This is a genomic window from Microbacterium horticulturae, assembly GCF_029094505.1.
Taxonomy (GTDB): Bacteria; Actinomycetota; Actinomycetes; order Actinomycetales; family Microbacteriaceae; genus Microbacterium; species Microbacterium horticulturae.
The window spans coordinates 2,821,186-2,842,508 of the sequence record NZ_CP119108.1 but is presented as its reverse complement, the minus strand read 5'-3'; the positions used below and the strand labels follow the sequence as shown (position 1 = coordinate 2,842,508).

Annotated in this window: 16 protein-coding genes; 9 read left to right on the top strand and 7 right to left on the bottom strand. The window is 70.5% G+C overall.

Annotated elements, in window-relative coordinates; translation table 11 throughout:
• Positions 1 to 67 precede the first annotated feature (67 nt).
• The 7 genes from PU630_RS13500 to PU630_RS13470 all read left to right on the top strand — a co-directional run bounded on the left by PU630_RS13500 (position 68) and on the right by PU630_RS13470 (position 6,697).
• Complete coding sequence (locus PU630_RS13500; protein ID WP_275277573.1) at positions 68 to 880, top strand: siderophore-interacting protein; 813 nt, start codon at positions 68 to 70, stop codon at positions 878 to 880.
• A gap of 47 nt (positions 881 to 927) precedes the next feature.
• Complete coding sequence (gene fepB, locus PU630_RS13495) at positions 928 to 1,914, top strand: Fe2+-enterobactin ABC transporter substrate-binding protein (protein ID WP_275277572.1); 987 nt, start codon at positions 928 to 930, stop codon at positions 1,912 to 1,914.
• A complete protein-coding gene (locus PU630_RS13490) occupies positions 1,911 to 2,966 on the top strand; it encodes a FecCD family ABC transporter permease (protein WP_275277571.1) in 1,056 nt (351 codons plus the stop codon). Before fepB ends, PU630_RS13490 begins: the two co-directional genes overlap by 4 nt.
• 38 nt (positions 2,967 to 3,004) lie before the next feature.
• Entirely contained in the window at positions 3,005 to 4,042 is a 1,038-nt protein-coding gene (locus PU630_RS13485; RefSeq protein WP_275277570.1) for a FecCD family ABC transporter permease, read from the top strand.
• Positions 4,043 to 4,045: 3 nt separating this feature from the next.
• Positions 4,046 to 4,915, top strand: a complete 870-nt coding sequence (locus PU630_RS13480) for an ABC transporter ATP-binding protein (protein ID WP_275277569.1) — start codon at positions 4,046 to 4,048, stop codon at positions 4,913 to 4,915.
• The gene (locus PU630_RS13475; RefSeq protein ID WP_275277568.1) at positions 4,912 to 6,177 is read left to right on the top strand and encodes an enterochelin esterase domain-containing protein; all 1,266 of its coding nucleotides are present in this window, start codon (positions 4,912 to 4,914) and stop codon (positions 6,175 to 6,177) included. Before PU630_RS13480 ends, PU630_RS13475 begins: the two co-directional genes overlap by 4 nt.
• Positions 6,178 to 6,253: 76 nt before the next feature.
• Entirely contained in the window at positions 6,254 to 6,697 is a 444-nt protein-coding gene (locus tag PU630_RS13470) for a hypothetical protein (RefSeq protein WP_275277567.1), read from the top strand.
• On the opposite strand, the gene PU630_RS13465 is transcribed toward PU630_RS13470, so the two are convergent.
• The 7 genes from PU630_RS13465 to PU630_RS13435 all read right to left on the bottom strand — a co-directional run bounded on the left by PU630_RS13465 (position 6,698) and on the right by PU630_RS13435 (position 17,464).
• On the bottom strand, positions 6,698 to 7,915 hold the full coding sequence (locus PU630_RS13465; RefSeq protein WP_275277566.1) for a redoxin domain-containing protein: 1,218 nt from the start codon (positions 7,913 to 7,915) through the stop codon (positions 6,698 to 6,700).
• A 2-nt stretch (positions 7,916 to 7,917) separates the two neighbouring features.
• Positions 7,918 to 8,778 carry a cytochrome c biogenesis CcdA family protein gene (locus PU630_RS13460; RefSeq protein WP_275277565.1) on the bottom strand — a complete coding sequence of 287 codons (861 nt, stop codon included), beginning with the start codon at positions 8,776 to 8,778 and terminating at the stop codon, positions 7,918 to 7,920.
• Complete coding sequence (locus PU630_RS13455) at positions 8,775 to 9,821, bottom strand: cytochrome c oxidase assembly protein (RefSeq protein WP_275277564.1); 1,047 nt, start codon at positions 9,819 to 9,821, stop codon at positions 8,775 to 8,777. The genes PU630_RS13460 and PU630_RS13455 overlap by 4 nt, the downstream gene beginning before the upstream one ends.
• A gap of 141 nt (positions 9,822 to 9,962) precedes the next feature.
• Complete coding sequence (locus tag PU630_RS13450; protein ID WP_275277563.1) at positions 9,963 to 11,378, bottom strand: rhamnulokinase; 1,416 nt, start codon at positions 11,376 to 11,378, stop codon at positions 9,963 to 9,965.
• A gap of 121 nt (positions 11,379 to 11,499) precedes the next feature.
• Positions 11,500 to 13,536 (bottom strand): bifunctional aldolase/short-chain dehydrogenase, encoded by a 2,037-nt coding sequence (locus tag PU630_RS13445; protein WP_275277562.1) that lies wholly within the window; start codon positions 13,534 to 13,536, stop codon positions 11,500 to 11,502.
• Between the two features lie 5 nt (positions 13,537 to 13,541).
• Entirely contained in the window at positions 13,542 to 14,708 is a 1,167-nt protein-coding gene (gene rhaI / locus PU630_RS13440) for an L-rhamnose isomerase (RefSeq protein ID WP_275277561.1), read from the bottom strand.
• Positions 14,705 to 17,464: an alpha-L-rhamnosidase gene (locus PU630_RS13435; RefSeq protein WP_275277560.1), complete on the bottom strand. Its 2,760-nt coding sequence runs from the start codon at positions 17,462 to 17,464 to the stop codon at positions 14,705 to 14,707. The genes rhaI and PU630_RS13435 overlap by 4 nt, the downstream gene beginning before the upstream one ends.
• A gap of 197 nt (positions 17,465 to 17,661) precedes the next feature.
• Between PU630_RS13435 and PU630_RS13430 the strand changes: the two genes are divergently transcribed.
• Positions 17,662 to 18,945, top strand: coding sequence for an MFS transporter (locus tag PU630_RS13430; RefSeq protein WP_275277559.1), 1,284 nt, complete (start codon positions 17,662 to 17,664; stop codon positions 18,943 to 18,945).
• 63 nt (positions 18,946 to 19,008) lie between these two features.
• Positions 19,009 to 21,288, top strand: a complete 2,280-nt coding sequence (locus PU630_RS13425; protein ID WP_275277558.1) for an alpha-L-rhamnosidase — start codon at positions 19,009 to 19,011, stop codon at positions 21,286 to 21,288.
• The last annotated feature ends 35 nt before the right edge of the window (positions 21,289 to 21,323 follow it).

Genomic DNA, 21,323 nt, shown 5'->3' with positions numbered 1-21,323 from the left:
CCGTTGCGCGATAGCGGTTGTCCGATTCTAGCCACGACATGAGGATAGGCAAACCTAACCTTGTGGCATGTCCTCCACTTCGACGCACGCGCCGGTGACCACCGTCATGCATCCGCTGCGCTCACGCTTGCTGACGGTGACCGCGATCGACGACATCGGTCCGCGGATGCGTCGGGTCGTGCTCGGGGGAGAGGACCTCGAGGCCGACTTCCCCGCGCCGCCGTTCGCCGCGCCCGATCACGTGAAGATCGTCGTGCCCGACCCGGTGACCGGAGAGATCCCGCTGCCGCCGATCGTCGACGACCGTCTGGGCCGCACCCCCGGCGCCGAGCCGATCTTCCGTGACTACACCGTGCGGCGCGTGGACGCCGAGCACCTCGTCCTCGACTTCGTGCTCCACGACCACGGCCCCGCGGGCCGCTGGGTCGGCGCCGCGCGGGTGGGCGACCCGCTCGGTGTGCTCGGCCCCCGCGGCTCGCACCTGTACCCGTCCGACTACGAGCGGTACGTGCTCGTAGCCGATGAGACGGCGCTGCCGGCCGTCGGCCGCTGGCTCGACGAGCCGGACTGGGACGCCGAGGTCACCGTGCTGGCGGTCGTCGGCGGGGTGGACGAATACCCGCTCGCGCCGCGCGCCCGCTCCACCGTGCAGTGGCAGGTGCTGCCGGCATCCGAACGACCTGCCGCGCTCGCCGCGGCCGCCGCGCTCGTCGCCGATGACACCGACGCGTTCTTGTGGGCGGCGGGTGAAGCGGACAGCCTCAAGCCGCTGCGGCGAGCGCTGCGCGAGCGCGGCGTCGACCGCGCCCGCTACGACATCGACGGGTACTGGCGGCGGGGTGTCGCCGGTCTCGATCACCACGTCGCGGACGACGACTGAGCAGCCGCGGCATCCCGACCCACCACCCAAGAGAAGAGAGACAGCACATGCATGCACGCCTGAAGACGGCCCTCGCGGCGGGAGCGGCCATCGTCGCGCTCGCGCTGAGCGGTTGCGCGGCGTCGAGCGAGGCCGCCACCGATGACGCCTCGGCGGGCGGGGACTGGCCCCGGACCATCGAGCACGTGAACGGCAGCACCGAGATCCCCGCGCAGCCCGCGAACATCGTGTCGACGTCGATCACGCTGACCGGCACGTTGCTGGCCATCGACGCGCCGGTCACCGCCACCGCCACCACGACGCCCAGCGCCATCACCGACGACGAGGGCTTCTTCAGCCAGTGGGCCGACGTCGCCCATGACCGCGGTGTCACTTCGCTGTACCCGAACCTCGAGTTCGACGAAGAGGCCGTCATCGCCGCGGCGCCCGATCTGATCGTGGTCTCGTCGACGGGGGCGGATGCCACGGCCGACCAGTACGACAAGCTGTCGGCCATCGCCCCGACCATCGTGCTGAACTACGGCGACGAGTCGTGGCAGGAGCTGGCCGAGACCCTCGGCGAGGCCACCGGCCACGAGGCCGAGGCGAAGAAGGTCGTCGCCGACTTCGATCAGCGCGTCGCAGACGTCGCGGCGAAGATCACGGTTCCCGACGGCACCGCGAACGCCATCGTGTGGAACGGCGTTGAGGGTCAGACCGCCTTCGCCAAGCCCGGCGGCTCGCACGCCGAGCTGCTCGACGCGCTCGGCTTCGACGTCGAGGGCGCGCCCGACGAGTACGACCTCAGCGAGACCGCCCGCGAGGACTTCGCGTTCCTCTCGATCGAGAACACGACGGCGGCCCTGACCGGCTCGACGGTGTTCCTCGTCAGCGGGGGCGACGCGACCGCCGACGACTTCGCCGACACGAAGGTGCTCGCCAACACCCCCGCGGTGAAGGCCGGCAACGTGCACGCCCTGGGCGACACCTCGTTCCGTATCGACTACTACAGCGCGTCGCAGATCGTCGACATCGTCGAGTCCGACTTCGCGTGACCGCCCTCACCACCGCCCCGCCGGCACCCAGCCGGCGGGGCACCGCATGGGGCCGGCGAGCGACCGGGGCGGCGGTCGCCGCCGGTCTCGTCGCGCTCGGCCTCTGCGTCGTGCTGAGCCTGTTCGTCGGCTCGCGCAACATCGACCCGAGCGTGGTGTGGCAGGCACTGACCCGCCCCGACAGCACCGACACGGCGCAGCTCGTGATCACCGAGCTGCGCGTGCCGCGCACGATCCTCGCGATCCTCGTCGGTGTCGCGCTGGGCGTGGCCGGATCCGTCATGCAGGCGCTCACGCGCAACCCGTTGGCCGAGCCCGGCATCCTCGGTGTGAACGCCGGTGCCGCGGCGGCCGCCGCCACCGGCCTCGCTGTCACCGGCGGTGCATGGGGCATGACCGGCTCGTTCCTCTTCTCATTCGCGGGTGCGGCCGCGGCATCCCTCCTCGTCGCCGCCCTCGGCGGCGTCTTCGGCCGTGGGGCCGATCCCGTGCGACTGACCCTTGCCGGCGCGGCGCTGGCGGTGACTCTCGCGGCGTACACCAACGCGCTGCTGCTGAACTTTCCGACCGTGTTCGACAGCTTCCGGCACTGGGCGGTCGGGTCGGTGCAGGGGCGAGGCAACGAACTCGTGCTGCCGGCGCTGGTTCTCATCGTGCCCGCCGCCCTCGTGGCGGTGCTGCTGGGGCGCTCGTTCAACGCCGTCGCCCTCGGGCACGACGCGGCCCGCGCCCTGGGCGCCTCGCCGCAGCGGGTGCTCGTCACCGGAGCGGTGCTCATCGTGCTGCTGGCCGGCACGGCGACCGCGGTCGCCGGACCCATCGGCTTCGTGGGGCTGGTCGCCCCGCTGGGCGTGCGCATGCTGGTGGGACCCGATTATCGCCGCATTCTGCCGCTGTCGGCTCTGGCTGCGGCTGTGCTGGTGCTCGGCGCCGACATCATCGGCCGGGTGGCGCTGCCGCCCGACGAGCTCGAGACCTCGATCGTGACAGCCCTCGTGGGCGCTCCCGTGTTCATCCTGTTAGCCCGTCGACGTCGACTGATGAGGCTGTGATGCCGGCATCCACTCGGACGAAGACACGGGATGCCGCGATGCCCCGCCCTGCGGGCGTCACGGTGTGGCGCACACCGGGGGAGCGGATCGCTCTGCGGTGGCGCCGGCGGCCCGCGGCCGTGGCATCCCTTCTCTTCCTGCTGCTGATCCCGCTCGGGCTCGGCGTGCTCCTGACCGGCACCTTCGAGATCGGCCTCGGCGACCTGTGCGCCGCCGCGGCCGGCACCGCCGAGCCGTCGATCGCACGCGTGCTCGGGCTGATCCGTGCGCCGCGGCTCGTGGCCGGTATCGCCGTCGGGGCCGCGTTGGGCGTGAGCGGCGCCGTCTTCCAGTCGATCACCCGCAACCCGCTCGGCTCGCCCGACGTCATCGGCTTCGTAACCGGTGCCGCCACCGGCGCCATCGTGGCGATCCTCGTGTTCGAGGCACCGCCGTGGGCCGTCTCGGGGGCCGCCGTGCTCGGCGGTGTGCTCACCGCGCTGCTCGTCGGCGGGCTGTCGCTGCGCGGCGGCAGCGGTGGCGGGTATCGGATCGTGCTCGTCGGCATCGGCGCCGGCGCACTCTTGGCTGCGGTCAACGACCTGCTGATGACCCACAGCCAGCGCGACGAGGCCCTGGCCGCGCAGATGTGGCTGGTCGGCACGCTGAACGCGCGCGATTGGAGCGAGGTGCTGCCGACGCTGGTGGCGATGGTCGTGCTCCTGCCAGTGCTGCTGGGGGTGCGGCACGGGCTCGCGGTGCTCGAACTCGGCGAAGATCAGGCACGCCAGGTCGGGGTGCGGGTGGGCGCGGTGCGGCTGGTCGCGCTCGCGGTGGCGGTGGCGCTCGCCGCGTTCGCGACGGCGACCGCGGGGCCTATTGCGTTCGTGGCACTGGCCGCGCCGCAGCTGGTCACCCGCATCGGCAAGGCGACCTCGGTGTCACTGGTGGGCTCGGCGGCGATGGGTGCCGTGGTGCTGGTGACCGCCGACCTCGTCTCGCAGCATCTGCCGCTGAACCTGTCGGCGCCGGTGGGACTTGTCACCGGCGTGCTCGGCGGCGTGTACCTGCTGTGGCTGCTCGGGCGAGGGAGATGAGGCATGGCCGGCGACGGCGATCCCGACGCGACGATGAAGGAGACAGACATGGACGCGCGACTGACCGCGCAGGGCATCCGGCTCGCCTATGAAGGGCGCATCGTCGTGCCCGAGCTGAGCCTTTCGATCCCCGACGGCGCATTCACCGTCATCGTCGGACCCAACGCCTGCGGCAAGTCGACGCTGCTGCGGGCGCTGTCGCGGCTGCTGACGCCGCAGGCGGGGACCGTCGCCCTCGACGGCAAGCCGCTCGGGTCGCTGCGCAGCAAAGAGGTCGCCCGCCGGCTCGCGCTGCTGCCGCAGCAGGTGGCCACGCCCGACGGCATCGCCGTGACCGACCTCGTGGCGAGGGGCCGCTTTCCCCATCAACGGCTGCTGCGGCAGTGGACGAGCGCCGATGGCGCGGCCGTCGACGAGGCCCTGCGGGTGACCGGCACGACCGACCTCGCCGACCGGCACGTCGACGAGCTCTCCGGCGGGCAGCGCCAGCGCGTGCTGCTGGCGATGACCCTCGCGCAGGAGACGGAAATCCTTCTGCTCGACGAGCCGACGACGTTCCTCGACATGGCGCACCAGGTCGAGGTGCTCGAGCTGTGCCGGCGCCTGCACCGAGAGGGACGGACGATCGTCGCCGTGCTGCACGACGTCAACCAGGCCTGTCGCTACGCCTCGCACCTCGTCGCGATGCGCGACGGCGAGGTGGTCGCCACCGGCGACCCCTCAGAGCTGGTCACCCCCGAGCTCATCGAGCGGGTGTTCGGTCTGGCTGCGCGCGTCATCGACGACCCGGTGACCGGCACCCCGCTCGTCGTGCCGCTGGCGGGATGGGCCGCAGTGTCGGCGCCGGTGGCGTCGTCGGAGGAATCGGCGTGAGTGGGCACCGCAGGGGCGAGCAGACCGTGGGCGCGCCGGCGATGCCGCGCGAGGGCGTGCACCCGCAGACCGTTCCCCGTGCGGCCGACGGCGGGCCGGTGCGCGCGGACAGCGACGTGCACGAGCGTCTTCGTCGCGGCATCCACCCCGACGAGATCAGTGCGCAGTGGCCGGTGATCGGCGGCGCGGTCGAACGGGAGGGGTGGATGCTGCGCCCGGTCACGTTCGTCGCCGACGCTCCGATCGGGCACGAGGTGATGGTCCACCTCAACGGCGTCACCGATGCGCACCGCGAAGACATCGCACCGGCGGTCATGGAGCCCGTGGGCACCGGCCGGTACGCGCTCACGTACCTGCTGCCCGACGAGCTGCGCGTCAGCTACCGGTTCGTCGTCGACGCCGCGCTGCCCCGCGACGCCGGGCGCACCCGCGAGGGATGGCGCCGCATCCATGAGCGCGGGCGACCCGACCCGCGCAACCCCGACACGCTGCTGAACCCGCTGGGCACCCGCTCGTCGGTGCTGACGATGCCGGCGGCGCCGCGGCATCCCGCGTGGGACACAGCCGGCGCCGGTGAACTGCCCATCACGACCGTGCCGCTGCCGTCAGGGCCGGTGACGATCGTGCACGGAGACCCGTCGCGAGTGCTGGTGCTGTTCGACGGCGAGTGGTGGGGGCGGCTCGGGATCGTGGGCGCCCTCGCGCGTCACGCCGGGCCGTTGACCGTGCTCGTGCCGTCCGGTTCCCTCGCGCAGCGTGCCGAGCGGCTGCCGCATCCCGAGCGGCTGCTGCCCTACCTCGCCGACGAGATAGTGCCCGCCGTCGCTGACGTCATCGGCGGGTGGGATGCCGCGCGCACCGTCGTCGCCGGGCAGAGCTTCGGCGGGCTCGCTGCGGCGCTGACGGCGTGCCTGCGACCGGACATCGCGCACACCGCCATCGTGCAATCCGGGTCGTTCCACTTCCGCCGCGGGCAGAGCGAGCGCCCCCCGGCCGGGCAGGTCGGCGACCTCGTCCGGGTACTGGACCACTCGCGCGTGTCAGGGCGGTTCGTCGTGCAGGCGGGCACAGAAGAGCCCGGGATGCTGCCGGCTGCGCAGGCCTTCGCCGATGCGGCGCGCGCAGCCGGAGGCGACGTGTCGCTGCGCGTGTATACGGGTGGGCACGACTTCGCGTGGTGGCGGATCGGGCTGTTCGACGCGCTCGACGCGCTCGATGCGCTCGATGCGCTCGATGCGCTCGATGCGCTCGACGCGCTCTGACACGCCTCCGGTCGCGCACGTGCTTCTATGGAAGCATGCGCGTGTCTGCTGTCTCCTCCTGCTCCGGTGCCCTGTCGTGACGACGTCACGGCCCCGCACACCCTATGGACGGCTCATCCACGAAGTCACGGAGACCGTCGCTATCCCGCACACCTATACGCTCCTCATCTGGGGGACGACGATGGCGGCCGTCGAACACCATGGCCTGCCCGACATCTGGTCGGTGCTGCTCATGCTCGTCGGCGCGTGCACGGCCTACGTCGTCGTGGGGCGCGTCGCCCACCGGCGACACGGGGCGCAGCCCGCCGTGGAGCGTCGCGTCATCGCGCACCCCTATCGCGTGGCGACCGGCAACATCTTGACGCTGCTGGTGGCCGTCGGGGTGTCGTGGATCGCGGCGTCCGTGCCGATCATCCACCTGGCATGGCTGCTCACCGGGCTGGCCGGGACGACGACCTACTTGGCGGGCATGGCCGCGCAGGCATACATCGTCGCCCGCCTCACTCCTGTCGAAGAGTGATCAGCCGTCGCCCGGCGGCAGCTTCGCATCGAGTTCGCGGACGACATAGTCGAGCTCATCGGCGGTGAACAGGCCGGGATGCCGCACGAGCACCGTGCCGTCCGGCGACAAGATCACCGTGTACGGCAGCTCGCTGACGCGATACCGGGCCGCCTGCGTTCCGGCAGCGTCGCTCAGCACAGGGAAGGCGATGTGCTCGCGGGCCGCCATGGACCGCCCGGCGTTCGTGTCATCGCCCACGTCGACGCCGAGGAACGCGACCTGGCCGCCCAGCGTCTTCGCTTCGGTGCGGTCGGCGCTCAGCTGCTGGGTGCACGCGGCGCATGTCGACGACCAGAAGTCGACGACGGTGAAGCTTCCGCGTGTCGAGGCGCTGCTGACGGTCCCCGGGCCCGACAGCGACGGGCCGTGCACCGCCGCCGGGGTGTCGCCGATGCCGGTGCCTCCCGGCAGAGCCGCAGCCAGATTCTTGCCCGCGACCTTGCCGGAGTCGCCGTGCGGTAACGCGTCGACGGCGAGCACGGCCAGCCCGTGGGCGAACGGGCCGGTGTCGGCTGATTCCGCGCCGAAGGCGGCTTGCCCGACGATGTGCCCGGCAGGGCCGATGACGAAGATCTGACTGCCGTGTGAGACCGTGCGGGTGTCCGCATCGAGTTCGATGGGCACGTCGTAAGCGCGCGCGGCGGCGGCCAGCTGCTGCGAGGTGCCGGTGAGGTACTCCCAGTTCGGCAGCGTGTCCAGGCCGTTCTTCGCCGACCACGCCTTCACATCCGCCGGCTTCGGATAGTACGGATTGGCGTTGATCGAGACGAACTCGACCTTCGCGCGCGCGGCGGCCGGCAGGTCGGTGTCGGCGACGCGGATGTCGTCGGCGAGCATGGCGCACAGATCCGTGCACTTGTCGTCGTTGAAGCTGAGGACGACGACCTTGCCTCGCAGCGATGCGGAGTCGACGGTGCGTCCGTTCTGATCGGTCAGCGCGAACGCAGGTGCGGTGACCGGGTCGGTGGCCACCGGAGCCGCGCCGATGAGCTCGGCGGTTGCCTCGTTCAGACCCGTCGGCAGCGCATCGGCGGCCGGCGCCGGCTCGGTGGCGCCCATTCCGCGCACGCCGACGACCACGAGCGCCGCGACCACCGCCAGCAGGGCGGCTGACGACACCCACAGAATCCAGGGACGATCCCAGACGGTGCCTCGGGTGCTCTTCTCGCCACTCATGATCAGTCCTCTCCGGGAAGGGGATGGGGGGATGCCGCGGCTCGGCGGCGTGCGCGCTGCGCGCTGAGCAGCAGTGCGGCGACGACGACCGTCAGCAGGGCCGCGCCCAGCGGCATCCACGCGTCTTCGATAAGGCCCGCCAGCGCCTGCTGCACGACATCGATCGCCTCGGTCACCGGCGCGACCAGCTGCGGGCCGCCGGCTTGGCCCACCCAGAAACCGATGAGGTACAGGCCGATGACCACGCACAGGGCGCCGGCGACACGGGGGAGCGCGGCGGCCGCACGACGGATCCGCCCGAGTGAGAGGCCGCCGGCGAACGCGGCGATGAAGGCGAGCACGGTGGCCAGCAGCCCCATCCCCAGGCCGTAGGCGATGATCACGGCCACGGTCTGCACCGACGAACCCGACGAGAGCGCCCCACCGACGGCGGCGGCGAACACCGGCAGCGCACAACTCAGCGATCCGGCCGCGTACGCGATGCCGAACCCGACCATGGCGACCAGCCCCGTGCCGCCGCCGAACCGTGCGGCCAGATGGAAGGACAGCGGCCGGCCGGCCAGCGCGAGCGCACCGACGACGACGATCACCGCGGCCACCCCGATCATCAGCATCGGCAGCACCGACAGCAGCAGCGCGTGCAGAGAACCGATCAGCACCGCCGCCGCGCAGAACACCGCGAGGAACCCGGTGGTCAGCCCGAGCCCCGCGCGCACACCGGCGCGCACGCGCCAGGCGGCGCCCCGACGATCCGCGCCGCCGACGAACGTGACGAGGTAGACCGGCAGGAGGGGCAGCCCGCAGGGATTGAGCAGGGCGACCATGCCCATGACGAAGGCGAAGCCGACGGTTCCCGCCGTCATCGGCCTTGCTCGCCGTCGCGAAGCGCCAGCAGCCGCAGGCGCTCGTTGTAGGCATCGAGTTCACGGTCGCCCAGGTACGTTGCACGTCGGTCGGCCGCCGCAGTGCGACGCTTGTCGCCACGCTGCCACTGCACGAACAGCACCAGCAGCACCATCAGCGTGGGCACTTCGGTGAAGCCCCAGGCGATGCCGCCGGCGGTCTGCTGGTCGGTGAGGGCGGCCACATGCAGGAACGGCATCGGGTGCGCGTAGTACGCCACGACCGCGGTGCTGGCCATCATGAGCACGACACCGAAGAACGCATGGAACGGAATCGGCAGGGCCAACTCTGCGATGCGAGCGACCGGCGAGGCGGCGCGTCCCATCATCCCGCCGCCGCGGCGGGGGTTCGGGTCGACGCCGAGGATGCCCCAGAAGTACAGCATCCCGACCAGCAGGAAGTGGATGAGCATGAGGTTGTGACCCCACATGGTGCTCATCAGCGTGGAGAAGATCGGCGTGAAGTACAGCACATACAGGCTGATGAGAAACAGGAGACCGGTGACGATGGGGTTCGCGAGGAAGGCGACGGGCCGCGAGTGGATCACACGCAGCACGAGCGCGCGCACCCACCGGCGCACGGGGCCGCCGCCGGAGAGCGCCCGTAGCAGCAGCGTGATCGGCGCGCCCAGACACAGCAGGATCGGCGTGCCCATGCTCAGCATCATGTGCTGGATCATGTGGACGCTGAACAGCTCCATTCCGTATCCGTCGAATCCGGTCGCCGTCATCAGCTCGAGTGAGAGCACGCCCAGCAGCCAGAACACCGCCCGGACGGGCGGCCAGCCATCGCCCCGGCGCAGCAGCACGATCACACCGATCGCGTACGCGACCGCCAGCAGCACGCCGATGATCGGCAACAGCGGGATCGGCTGCGGGTGGAGGGCGAACAGTCGCGCGGTCGTCTCCGGCTGCTGCGGCATCCACATCAGCCCCGTCATGCCCGCGGCGCCGTTGCCACCATCGGCCGGAGGCATCGGCATGTTGCCGAGAAGTGCGAGCATCAGATTCCTCCCCCCGGCAGGTCGGTGATCTGCGGTGCTGCGGCGGCGAGGGCGGTGCCGGGCGTCGATGCAGAGAGCTCTCCCCACGTCACGTCGACGTCACGTGCGGGCACCCAACGATTGTACGACCGTAGCGGACCGTCAGGCGCCGGGGGTGAACCGCCGGGGGGCGTGCGTGCGCGCGACGAGGTCGCGGAGCGCCTCGAGCGACCCGGTGACGAATCCGGCCGCGCGGGCCTGTATGAGCAGGTTGCCCAGGGCCGTGGCTTCGACGGGGCCGGCGAGCACCGGTATGCCCGACCGGTCGGCGACGCGCTGGCAGAGCAGCTCGTTGAGCGCCCCGCCCCCGACGATGTGGATCGCGCGCACGTCGACACCGGAGACGCGGGATGCGGCATCCACCGTCTCGGTGAACGCCCGCGCGAGTGACTCGACGATCGCGCGCGCGTACTCGGCCCGGGTACGGGGCGGGCGCAGCGAATGCTCGGCGCACCACGCGTCGATCCGTGCGGGCATATCGCCCGGCGGCAGGAAGCGCGCGTCCTCGATGTCGAAGACGGGCACCGCGGCCGGGTCGATCGCCGCAGCCTCGGTCAGGAGCGCGGGCAGGTCGATCGCCGTGCCGGCGCGTTCCCAGCCGCGCACCGTCTCGGTGAGAACCCAGAGCCCCATCACGTTGTGCAGCAGGCGCACGCGCCCGTCGGCCCCGCCCTCGTTCGTGAAATTCGCGGCCAGGGCGGCCTCGGTGAGAACGGGCTGTGGCACCTCGACCCCGACGAGGCCCCATGTGCCACACGAGATGTATGCGGCGTGCTCGGCCTGCATCGGCACCGCGACGACCGCCGAGGCGGTGTCGTGCGATCCGACCGCGGTGACCGGCAGGTCGGCGCGGGCGCCGATCGACGCGGCGACGTCGGGGCGCAGCATCCCGATCCGCTCTCCCGGCGAGACGAGCGGAGGAAGGATGCCGCGCGGCACGCCGAGCGCGTCGACGAGGTCGTCGTCCCACGCGCCGCCGTGCAGCAGTCCGGTGGTCGAGGCGTTCGTGCGCTCGGCGACCGCGCGGCCGGTGAGCCAGAAGCCGATCAGGTCGGGGATCAGCAGGGCGGTGTCGGCGATCTCGAGCAGCGCGGGATCTTCGGCGGCGAGCTGGTAGAGCGTCGTGAACGGCAGGAACTGCAGCCCGTTGCGGGCGAACAGCTCGGCGTGCGGCATCCGCGCGTGCACGGCCGCCACTCCGCGCTCGCACCGTTCGTCGCGGTAGTGGAAAGGGGTGCCGAGCATGCGCCCGTCGCGCAGCAGGGCGTAGTCGACGGCCCACGAGTCGACGCCGATGCTCGCGATCCCGGGCTCGGTGCGCAGGGCCTCGCGCAGCCCGTCGAGCGCGTCGCCGTACAGCCCGAGCACGTCCCAGTGCAGGCCGACGCCGGCGCGCACCGGGGTGTTCGCAAAGCGTGCGACCTGCCGTACGTCGAGCGTGTCGGGCCCGACGCGGCCGACGATGACGCGGCCGCTGGTGGCGCCCAGGTCGACCGCGGCGACCGCGCCGCCGCTCATCGCCCCCGCCCCTCCGCCGAATTCATATGGATTTGTCGCGTGCACATCGAACCGGCGGCGGAATGATGTGCAATGGACAGATTCATATGAATTCGCCGCGGGCGAGGGGCAGGGCGGCCGCTCATCGCAGGAACGCGGCGGCGACGCCGGAGTCGACGGGCACGTGCAAGCCCGTGGTGCGCGAGAGCTCGGGCCCGGTCAGCACGTACACGGCGTCGGCGACGTTGGAGGGGACGACCTCGCGCCCGAGGATCGTGCGATTCGCGTAGAACTGGCCCAGGTCCTCCTCCTTGATCCCGTATGTCGCCGCGCGCTGGGCGCCCCAGCCGCCGGCGAAGATGCCCGAGCCGCGCACGACGCCGTCGGGGTTGATGCCGTTCACGCGCACGCCGTGCGCGCCCAGCTCGACCGCCAGCAGCCGCACCTGATGTGCCTGGTCGGCCTTGGTGGCCGAGTAGGCGATGTTGTTCGGGCCGGCGAACACGCTGTTCTTCGACGAGATGTAGATGATGTCGCCGCCCATGCCCTGCTCGATCAGCGGCTTCGCGGCCGCACGCGAGACGAGGAACGACCCCTTCGCCATCACGTCGTGCTGCAGGTCCCAGTCTTTCTCCGTAGTCTCCAGCAGCGGCTTCGACAGCGACAGCCCGGCGTTGTTCACGACGAGGTCGATGCCGCCGAACGCGAGCAGCGTCGCGTCGATCGCCGCCTGCACGCCGTCGGCGTCGGCGACGTTGGCGGCCACGCCGATGGCGACGTCCGTGTTGCCGAGCTCGGCCGCGGCGGCCTGCGCCTTCTCGAGGTCCAGATCGGCGATCACGACGCACGCGCCTTCAGCGGCCAGCCGCGCGGCCGTGGCCTTGCCGATGCCCGAGGCGGCGCCGGTGACGAACGCGATGCGGCCCTGGTGGGTCTTGGCCTTGGGTATCCGCTGCAGTTTGGCCTCTTCGAGCGCCCAGTACTCGATGCGGAACTTCTCCGACTCGGGGATCGGGCGGTAGCTCGACAGCGCCTCGGCACCGCGCATGACATTGATCGCGTTGACGTAGAATTCGCCCGCGACCCGCGCGGTCTGCTTGTTCGCGCCGTACGAGAACATCCCCACGCCGGGCACGAGCACGATCAGCGGGTCGGCGCCGCGCATGGCCGGCGACGCGTCGTCGGCGTGGCGCTGGTAGTAGGCGGCGTAGTCGGCGCGGTACTGCTCGTGCAGCTGAATCAGACGGGCGATGGATGCCTCGACCGACGCGTCGGCCGGCAGGTCGAGCAGCATCGGCTTGACCTTGGTCCGCAGGAAATGATCGGGGCAGCTCGTCCCCAGCTCCGCGAGGGCCGGTGCCTTCTCGGAGGCGAGGAACTCCAGCACCGCCGCCGAATCGGTGTAATGCCCGACCATCGGCTTGTCGGTCGACGCGAGGCCGCGGATGGTCGCGGCCAGGGCCGCCGCCTTCGCGTGGCGTTCGGCCTCGGGCAGGACCTCGAAGCCGGGGCGCACCGCCCCGAACGGCGCAGCCGTCCCATGCTCGTCGATGTAGGCCTGTGCGGTGGTGATGATCCACAGCGAGTTCTGCTCGGCCTCATCGGACGTGTCGCCCCACGCGGTGATGCCGTGCCCGCCGAGGATGCAGCCGATTGCGGCAGGGTGGGCCCGCTTGATCGCGGCGATGTCCAGGCCCAGCTGGAATCCGGGCCGGCGCCACGGCACCCAGACGACCTTGTCGCCGAAGATCTTTCCAGTGAGTTCTTCGCCGTCGGCGGCCGTGGCGATGGCGATGCCGGAATCGGGATGCAGGTGGTCCACGTGAGCGGCATCCACCAGTCCGTGCATCGCGGTGTCGATCGAGGGAGCAGCTCCGCCCTTGCCGTGCAGGCAGTAGTCGAAGGCCGCGACCATCTCGTCCTCGCGCTCGACGCCCGGGTACACATCGACGAGGGCGCGCAGCCGGTCCAGCCGCAGCGCGGCGAGGCCCTCGGGCTTCAGGGTGCCCAGGTCGCCGCCCGAGCCCTTCACCCAGAGCAGTTCGACCGGCTCACCCGTGACGGGGTCGGTCTCGGTGCCCTTGGCCGAGGTGTTGCCCCCGGCGTAGTTCGTGTTCGCCGGGTCGGCGCCCAGTCGGTTGCTGCGCGCTATCAGTTCGGCGACGGTCGGATTGGTCATCGTGGTCATGCTCCCCATCCGGCCTGCACGCCGCCCACGCGCTCGGCCTCGATCTTCTCCTGGTACCCGCACGCAGCGTACGCGGCCATCGGATCGGCAGGCAGCCCCCGCGACTCGCGCCACTGGGCCAGAGCCGGGCGCACATCGGTCTGGAAGGCGTCCATGAACACCGCGTTGGCGGCCAGTACGTCGTTCGCCTTCTGGGCCGCGGCCAGAGCGTCGCCGTCGAGCAGCAGGGCCCGGGCGGTCATCTCCTGCACGTTCAGCACCGAGCGGATCTGTCCGGGGATCTTCTTCTCGATGTTGTGGCACTGGTCGAGCATGAATGCGACGTCGGGGTTGTTCAGGCCCCCGCCGCGGATGACCTCGACGAGGATGCGGAACAGCTGGAAGGGATCGGCCGCACCGACGATCAGATCGTCGTCGGCGTAGAAGCGCGAATTGAAGTCGAAGGAACCGAGCTTGCCCAGGCGCAGCAGCTGCATGACGATGAACTCGATGTTGGTGCCGGGGGCGTGGTGGCCGGTGTCGAGGCACACCATCGCCTTGTCGCCCAGAGCGCTCACCTGCGCGTACGACGTTCCCCAGTCGGGTACGTCGGTGTGATAGAACGCCGGCTCGAAGAACTTGTACTCGAGCACGAGGCGCTGTTCGTCACCCAGACGCGCGTAGATCTCGGTGAGTGATTCGTGCAGCCGGTCCTGGCGGGCGCGCATATCGTCCTGGCCCGGATAGTTCGTGCCGTCGGCCAGCCAGATCTTCAGGTCACGGCTGCCCGTGGCATCCATCACATCGATACACGCGAGGTGGTGGTCGATCGCCTTGCGGCGCACCGTGTCGTCAGCCGAGGTCAGTGATCCGAACTTGTAGTCGTCGTCCTGGAACGCGTTGGAGTTGATCGTGCCCAGGCGCACGCCGAGGCCCTCGGCGTGCCGGCGGAGTGCGTCGAAGTCGTCGACGAGGTCCCATGGGATGTGCAGGGCGACGCTGGGTGCCAGGCCCGTGAGGGCGTTGACCTGCGCAGCGTCGGCGACCTTCTCGAACGGGTCGCGCGGCGTTCCGGGCGTGGTGAACACCTTGAACCGCGTGCCCGAGTTGCCGAACGCCCAACTGGGCAGCTCGATGGTCTGCTTCTCGAGTGTGTTCAGGATCTCGGGGGAAAGTGCGGTCATGATGCGGTGCTTTCTCGTGCGATGGTCAGTGTGCGGGTCCCGGCGCCGTGCTCGGACTCGCCGTCGAGGCGCCAGCCGTCCGGGACGACGACTGTTCCGGACGTCCCTGGCGGGACGGTGATGGTGAGGGATGCCGCGTCGCGGTCTCGGCTCCACTCGACGGCCAACCGACCGGAGGGGGTGTCGACGTGGGCCGCGCAGTGATCGAGACGTCCGTCGAGATCGGGGGCGATGCGCCACCGCGCGTACCCCGGCGCGACCAGATCGATGCCGGCCTGGCGGCGCATGATCCAGTCGACGACGCAGCCGAACGCGTAGTGGTTCATCGACACGCGGTCGACGGTGCCGTCCTCGTGCACGGCGTGCCAGGCCTCCCAGATGGTGGTGGCGCCGTGGTCGACCTCGTAGAGCCACGAGGGCGCCGAGTCCTGATGCAGCAGGGTGCGAGCGAGTTCGGCGTGGCCGTTCTCCCAGAGCACGTCGAGGAGGAAGGGCACCGAGACGAACCCGGTGTCCAGGTGGTCACCGGCGGTGTGGATGAGTTCGACGAGCCGGTCGACGACGGTCGCCTTCCGGTCCGCCGGCACCGCATCGAAGGCCAGCGCCAGCACGTAGATGCCCTGCATGTCGGGGATGATCCGGCCATCGTCGGCGAGGTACTCCTCCGCGAAGGCGCGTCGCACCTCCGCGGCCTGCGCACGACGCCGTGTCGCCTCCGCATCGTCGCCGAGCTCGTCGGAGGCCGCGGCGAGGAGGTCGAGCGATCGCAGCTGGAACAGCGGGCCGGTGAGCTCCGCAGTCAGCTTCGGCGCGATCATCATGGCCTCGAACTCGTCCTCGCCCGAGGCGAGGGTCGATGGGGCGAGCCAGTCGCCGAAGTTCATGCGGCCGTTCCAGAGCAGCGCGTGGTTCGCGCGCTGGCGCTCGCTCAGCGGCGCATCGCGGAGACGTGGGGGCAGCGTGACCGCGGCGTCCTTCGTCTGATGCTCGACCCACGCCGTCATCGCAGCGAGGTTGTCGCTCAGGAACCGGGGATCGCCGTAGTGCCGGTACAGCTCCCAGGGCGCGATGGTCACCGCGTCGCTCCATCCCGCGGCGTCACGGATGTCGAGAACGCTGTCCTCGCCGTGGTCGACCTCGTCCATCGCCGGCGGCATCGGGACGATGATCGGCACGACACCGTCGCGCACGCTCTGATCGGTGCGCAGGTTCTCCAGCCACCGCTCGAGGAACGACGCGACGCCCATCAGGGTGGCGGCCGTCGGGGCGAAGATCTGCAGGTCGCCGGTCCAGCCGGCGCGCTCGCGCTGGGGGCAGTCGGTCGGCACCGCGAGGAAGTTCGACCGCTGCGACCAGATCGTGTTCTGCACCAGTCGGTCGAGACGGGGATCCGAAGAGCGGAAGGATGCCGTCTGCTCGAGGTCGTTCGCGATGACCACCGCGGCGAAGTCCTCGGGGCGCGGTGCGCCCGGGTAGCCGATGAGCTTCACGTAGCGGAAGCCGTGGAAGGTGAACAGCGGCTCCCACGTCTCGCCCTCGGGAGCGCCTGAGAGCACGTACTCGTCGGCCTGGTCCTTGTTCACGCCGAGGATGTTGTCCAGGAACTCGCCCGTGCTGTCGACGACCTCGGCGTGCTCGAGGCGCACGACCTGACCGCGGCGTCCGCGGACTGTCATCCGCACCCTGCCGGCGAGGACCTGACCGAAGTCGAGCACCGTGTCGCCGGAGGGCGTCGTCAGGATCTGCTGCACGGGAAGCTCGGCGACCCGGGTGATCGGCTCGCCGATGAACGGCCGCAGCGGCACCTCGACGGTCCGCAGCGCGCAGGCGTTCCAGCCGCTGTCGTCGAAGCCCGGTGCATCCCAGCCGGGGATCGCGGAGCGGGCGTCGTGGCGCTCGCCGATGAAGATGTCGGACCAGTCGATGGGCCCCCGCGCGGAGGTGACGGAGTCGTCTGGGGTGATGAGCATGCGCGTTCCGTCAGGGAGATCGACCTCGAGCCGCCAGCTCGCCCGGAGCAGATCGCCGTACTGTGCGCTGCGTCCGAGGATCGAGATGCGGCCGGCGTACCAGCCGTCGCCGAGGACGACGCCGAGGACGTTCTCGCCGGGCGCCAGCTGTGCCGTGACATCGTGGGTCATCACGGAGATCGCGTGCTGATAGCTCTCATAGCCCGGGGCGAGCACGCCGTCACCGACGGGCGCGCCGTTGACGGAGGGCTGATGCACTCCCTGGCTCGTGATCCGCAGCCGCGCGCGCACCGGCCGTGCGGGCAGCGCGAACGACTGCCGAAGGTGCCGCGGCGGGTGCAACCGGTCACCGGGAGGGCCGGCGCTGGCCGCAGCGCCGAAGGCCTCCGGTCCGAGCTGCAGGGGACCGTCTTCGAGAACGGGCTGCTGCACCGGCTCGGCCCACGGTGCGCCCCACTCGCTCAGCCCGATGCCGAAGCCGCTCTCCGCCGTCGTCTCTCCGCCGTCGGCCGTGCGCACCGTGACCTGCCATCGATACTCCTCGCCGGGCAGGCCCGTGAAGCCGTCCGGCTGTGACGTGCCGTCGGGGGAGTCGACCCAGCCGGTGTCGTGCACCATCTCCGACGTGCCGTCGGGGATGGCCCGGTGGATGCGGACGCGGTGGGCGACGGCGCTCGCCGGAGCCCCCTCCGCCTCGAGACGCCAGGAGAGCCGCGGGGTCGTGCGGCGTAGCGCGAGTGGCGCTGTCAGATGGTCGGCGCGCAGATGCGTGAGGCGAACGTTCACAACGACCTCCGTGTCGATGAATCGATTCAAAAATCTGGTTTTCGCCACGCTACCGTGCCGTCGTCAAAGTTGTCAACGAAGATACTTATCGTCGAGATCGGATCTTGTGAATCGATTCATTCTTGTGTTAGCTTCCCGGTCAAGCAGTTCACCCGTCCCAGAAGACCGCATCGCTGCGTCCGTTCAAAGGAGAACCCATGGCCATCACGACCTCGAACTACCAACAGGCGAACGCCTGGTGGACGGGGGTGGTGTGCGGCATGGCGTCGTACATCGACGCCTCGACCATCGTCGCCACGGGTATCGCGCTCGTCATCTACCAGCACACGATCGGCGTGACCGAGACCGAGATCGGTGTCATGTCGGGCATGCTCACCCTGTGCATCGCGATCGGCGCCATCTTCGGCGGACGCATCAGCGATCGCTTCGGCCGGCGCTCCGTCTTCCTCGTGACGATGCTCATCATCGCGATCGGCGCGACGCTCCTGGTGTTCAGCACGGCCTTCCCGCTGCTGCTGCTGGGCGTCGTCCTTGCCGGACTCGGCACCGGAGCAGACCTGCCGGTGTCGCTGTCCACCATCTCCGAGGCGGCCTCCGACAAGAACCGCGGCGCGATCATCGGCCTGTCCAACATCCTGTGGACGATCGGAATCCTCAGCGCCGTCCTCATCGCCACCTTCTTCGGCGACGCGGGACGGCTCGGCGGTCAGCTGCTGTTCGGGCAGGTCGGGGTCATGGCCCTCATCGTGTTCTTCTGCCGTCTGTCGATCCCCGAGTCGGCACGCTGGCGTGCGGCCCGCGATGAGCGCGCCCAGGGGATCACCACCGTCCGCGCGGATCGTGTGCACATCCGTGACCTCCTGCGCGCGCCCTACGTGGCGCCGTTCGCGGCGCTCCTCGTCTTCTACGCGCTCACGAACACCGCGGCCAACACGGGCGGTCAGTTCGGCACCTATCTCGCCGTGAACGTCGCGGGCATCTCGGTGGCGACGAACTCGGCGATCGGCCTGGTCTCCTTCCCCGTGGGCATCCTCTTCGGTCTGTGGTTCATGAAGATCGTGGGTGGCCGCCACCGCATGGCGTTCTTCGCCGCCGGCGCGGTCGTGCTGCTGCTGGGCTACCTGGCGCCGGCCGTGTTCGGCTTCTCGCTCGTGACGATCGTGATCATGAACTTCGCCCTGGCCTTCGGCGGCGCGTTCGCCTTCGAGGGCATCATGAAGGTGTGGACGCAGGAGTCCTTCCCCACGCTTCTGCGCTCGACCGCGCAGGGGACGATCATCGCGGTCGCCCGCGTGATCGCCGCGCTGCTCGCGTTCGCGACCCCCGCGCTGATCGCGGTGAGTCCGCAGGGCCTCTACTACGCACTGTCTGCTCTCGTCGCCATCGGTCTTCTCGTCGCATGGTTCACGTTCCGGCGGCGCGGCGGCGACCAGTTCGCCGAGGAGAAGCAGCTCGAGGCGGAGACGCCCGCACAGGTCTGATCGCGGCGGTGCGGCCGGAGCGGCCGCACCGCCCCTCGTGACGACACACGCAACGAAGGAGACATGACCCCCCTAACGAACGCCCCGGTCTCGCCCGACCGACTTCTCGAGCACGCCGTGTTCATCGGCGCGGACGCGCCCCGTGAGCAGGCCGTGCGCCTGTGGACGCGGGCACCCCTCGGCCGCTCACGCTCCGACATCGCGTCCGCGACGCTGGCAGCCACGGCACACGGCGTGTACGAGGCCCGCATCGACGGCACACCCGTGTCGGATGAGGTGCTCGCGCCCGGGTGGACGTCGTACGAGTGGCGGCTGCCTGTGCAGACCCACGACGTCACCGAGCTCCTGCGGAGGGGCGGCCACGGTGACGTGCGCATCGAGTTGCTGCTCGGCAACGGCTGGTACCGGGGCGACCTCGGATTCGCAGAGGCCGACGCCAACTACGGCGACCGCATCGCCGTCGCCGCCGAGTTGACGGTGACGTTCGCCGACGGTGAGCTGCGCCGCATCCCGACTTCCACGGAATGGAGCGCGGAGTCGTCCGAGATCACGCGGAACTCGCTCTACAACGGCCAGACCATCGACGCGCGCCTCCGTGCCGGCGACGCGCAACGGCTCGACGTGGTCCCGGTCGAGGTCGATCGCGGAACGCTCGTGGCGCAGAGCAGCCCACCGGTCACACGTCACGAGGTGCTGCGCCCCGAGCGCATCTGGCTCTCGCCTTCCGGTCGCACCCTCGTCGACTTCGGGCAGAACCTCGTCGGATGGGTGCGCTGCACGGTGCAGGGGCCGGCGGGCACCCGAATCACGCTGCGCCATGCCGAGGTCCTCGAGCACGGCGAGCTCGGCACGCGTCCGCTGCGGGCGGCGCAGGCCACCGACGAGTTCGTGCTGTCCGGTGAGGTCGACGCGTTCGAGCCGACGTTCACCTTCCACGGGTTCCGCTACGTCGAGGTGGACGGCTGGCCGGGCGAGGTGACGGCCGACGATCTCGAAGCCGTCGTCGTCCACTCCGACATGCGTCGCACCGGACGCTTCCGTTGTTCCCACCCGCTGGTGAACCAGCTCGTGCACAACTCGGTCTGGGGGCAGAAGGGGAACTTCCTGAGCGTGCCCACCGACTGCCCGCAGCGTGACGAACGACTGGGTTGGACCGGTGACATCGCTGCCTATGCGGCATCGGCCTCGTTCCAGTTCGACACGTCGGGCTTCCTCGACAGCTGGTTGCGCGATCTGCGCGCCGAACTCGAGAACTCTCCCGGTGGTGTCGTCCCCGTCGTGGTGCCCGATGTCCTCAAATACGCACACTTCCCCGAGGGCTTCCCGTTCGCCCAGCCCCATGCGACCGCGATCTGGGGCGATGCGGCGGTGTGGGTGCCGCAGGCTCTGTGGCAGGCCTACGGAGATCGCGGCCTGCTCGCCGCGCATTATCCGGCGATGGTGCTGCATCTGGAATCGGTCGAGCGGGTCCTCTCGCCGACGGGCCTCTGGGATCAGGGGTTCCAGTTTGGAGACTGGCTCGACCCCGACGCTCCGCCCGAGAATCCGGCCGCAGCGAAGGCTGATCCCGGCGTGGTCGCCACTGCGTGTCTGTACCGCTCTGCGGCGTTCGCCGGTGAGGCCGCCGAGATCCTGGGTCGTACTGCCGACGCCGAGCGCTGGGCGAGCCTTGCGCAGCGGACCCGTGCGGCCTTCAAGGAGCACTATGTCGACGGGGGTCGGATCCGGTCCGACTGCGCGACGGTGTACGCGCTCGCGATCTGCTTCGACCTGGTGGACGGCGAGAGCCGGGATGCCGCGGGCCGGCGGCTGGCCGAGCTCGTTCGCGAGCGCGACTACCGCGTCACCACGGGCTTCGCCGGCACGCCGTTCGTCACCTGGGCTCTGTCGCAGACGGGTCACGCCGACGACGCCTACCGGCTGCTGCTCGAGGAGCAGTGCCCGTCCTGGCTGTACCCGGTCACGATGGGCGCGACCACGGTCTGGGAGCGCTGGGACTCGATGCTGCCGGACGGCACGATCAACCCCGGCGAGATGACGAGCTTCAACCACTATGCGCTCGGCGCCGTCGTCGACTGGATCTATCAGGTGGTCGGCGGCATCCGTCCTGCGGAGCCGGGCTACGGCCGGGTGAGGATCCAGCCCGTCCCTGGACCCGGGATCGACTGGGCCGAGACCTCGTATGAGACGTTCACCGGCACGGTCTCCGTGGGGTGGCGGCGCTCGGCCGAGGGCGTCGAGCTGCGCGTCGAGTTGCCCGACGGCCTGCCCGCGGAGGTGGTCCTGCCGGACGGACGCATCGAGCAGGTGATCGGCGGGGCGCACGAGTTCACATCGGACTGAGAAGGGCGCCTTCGTACCATAGGCTCGCGGGGAGG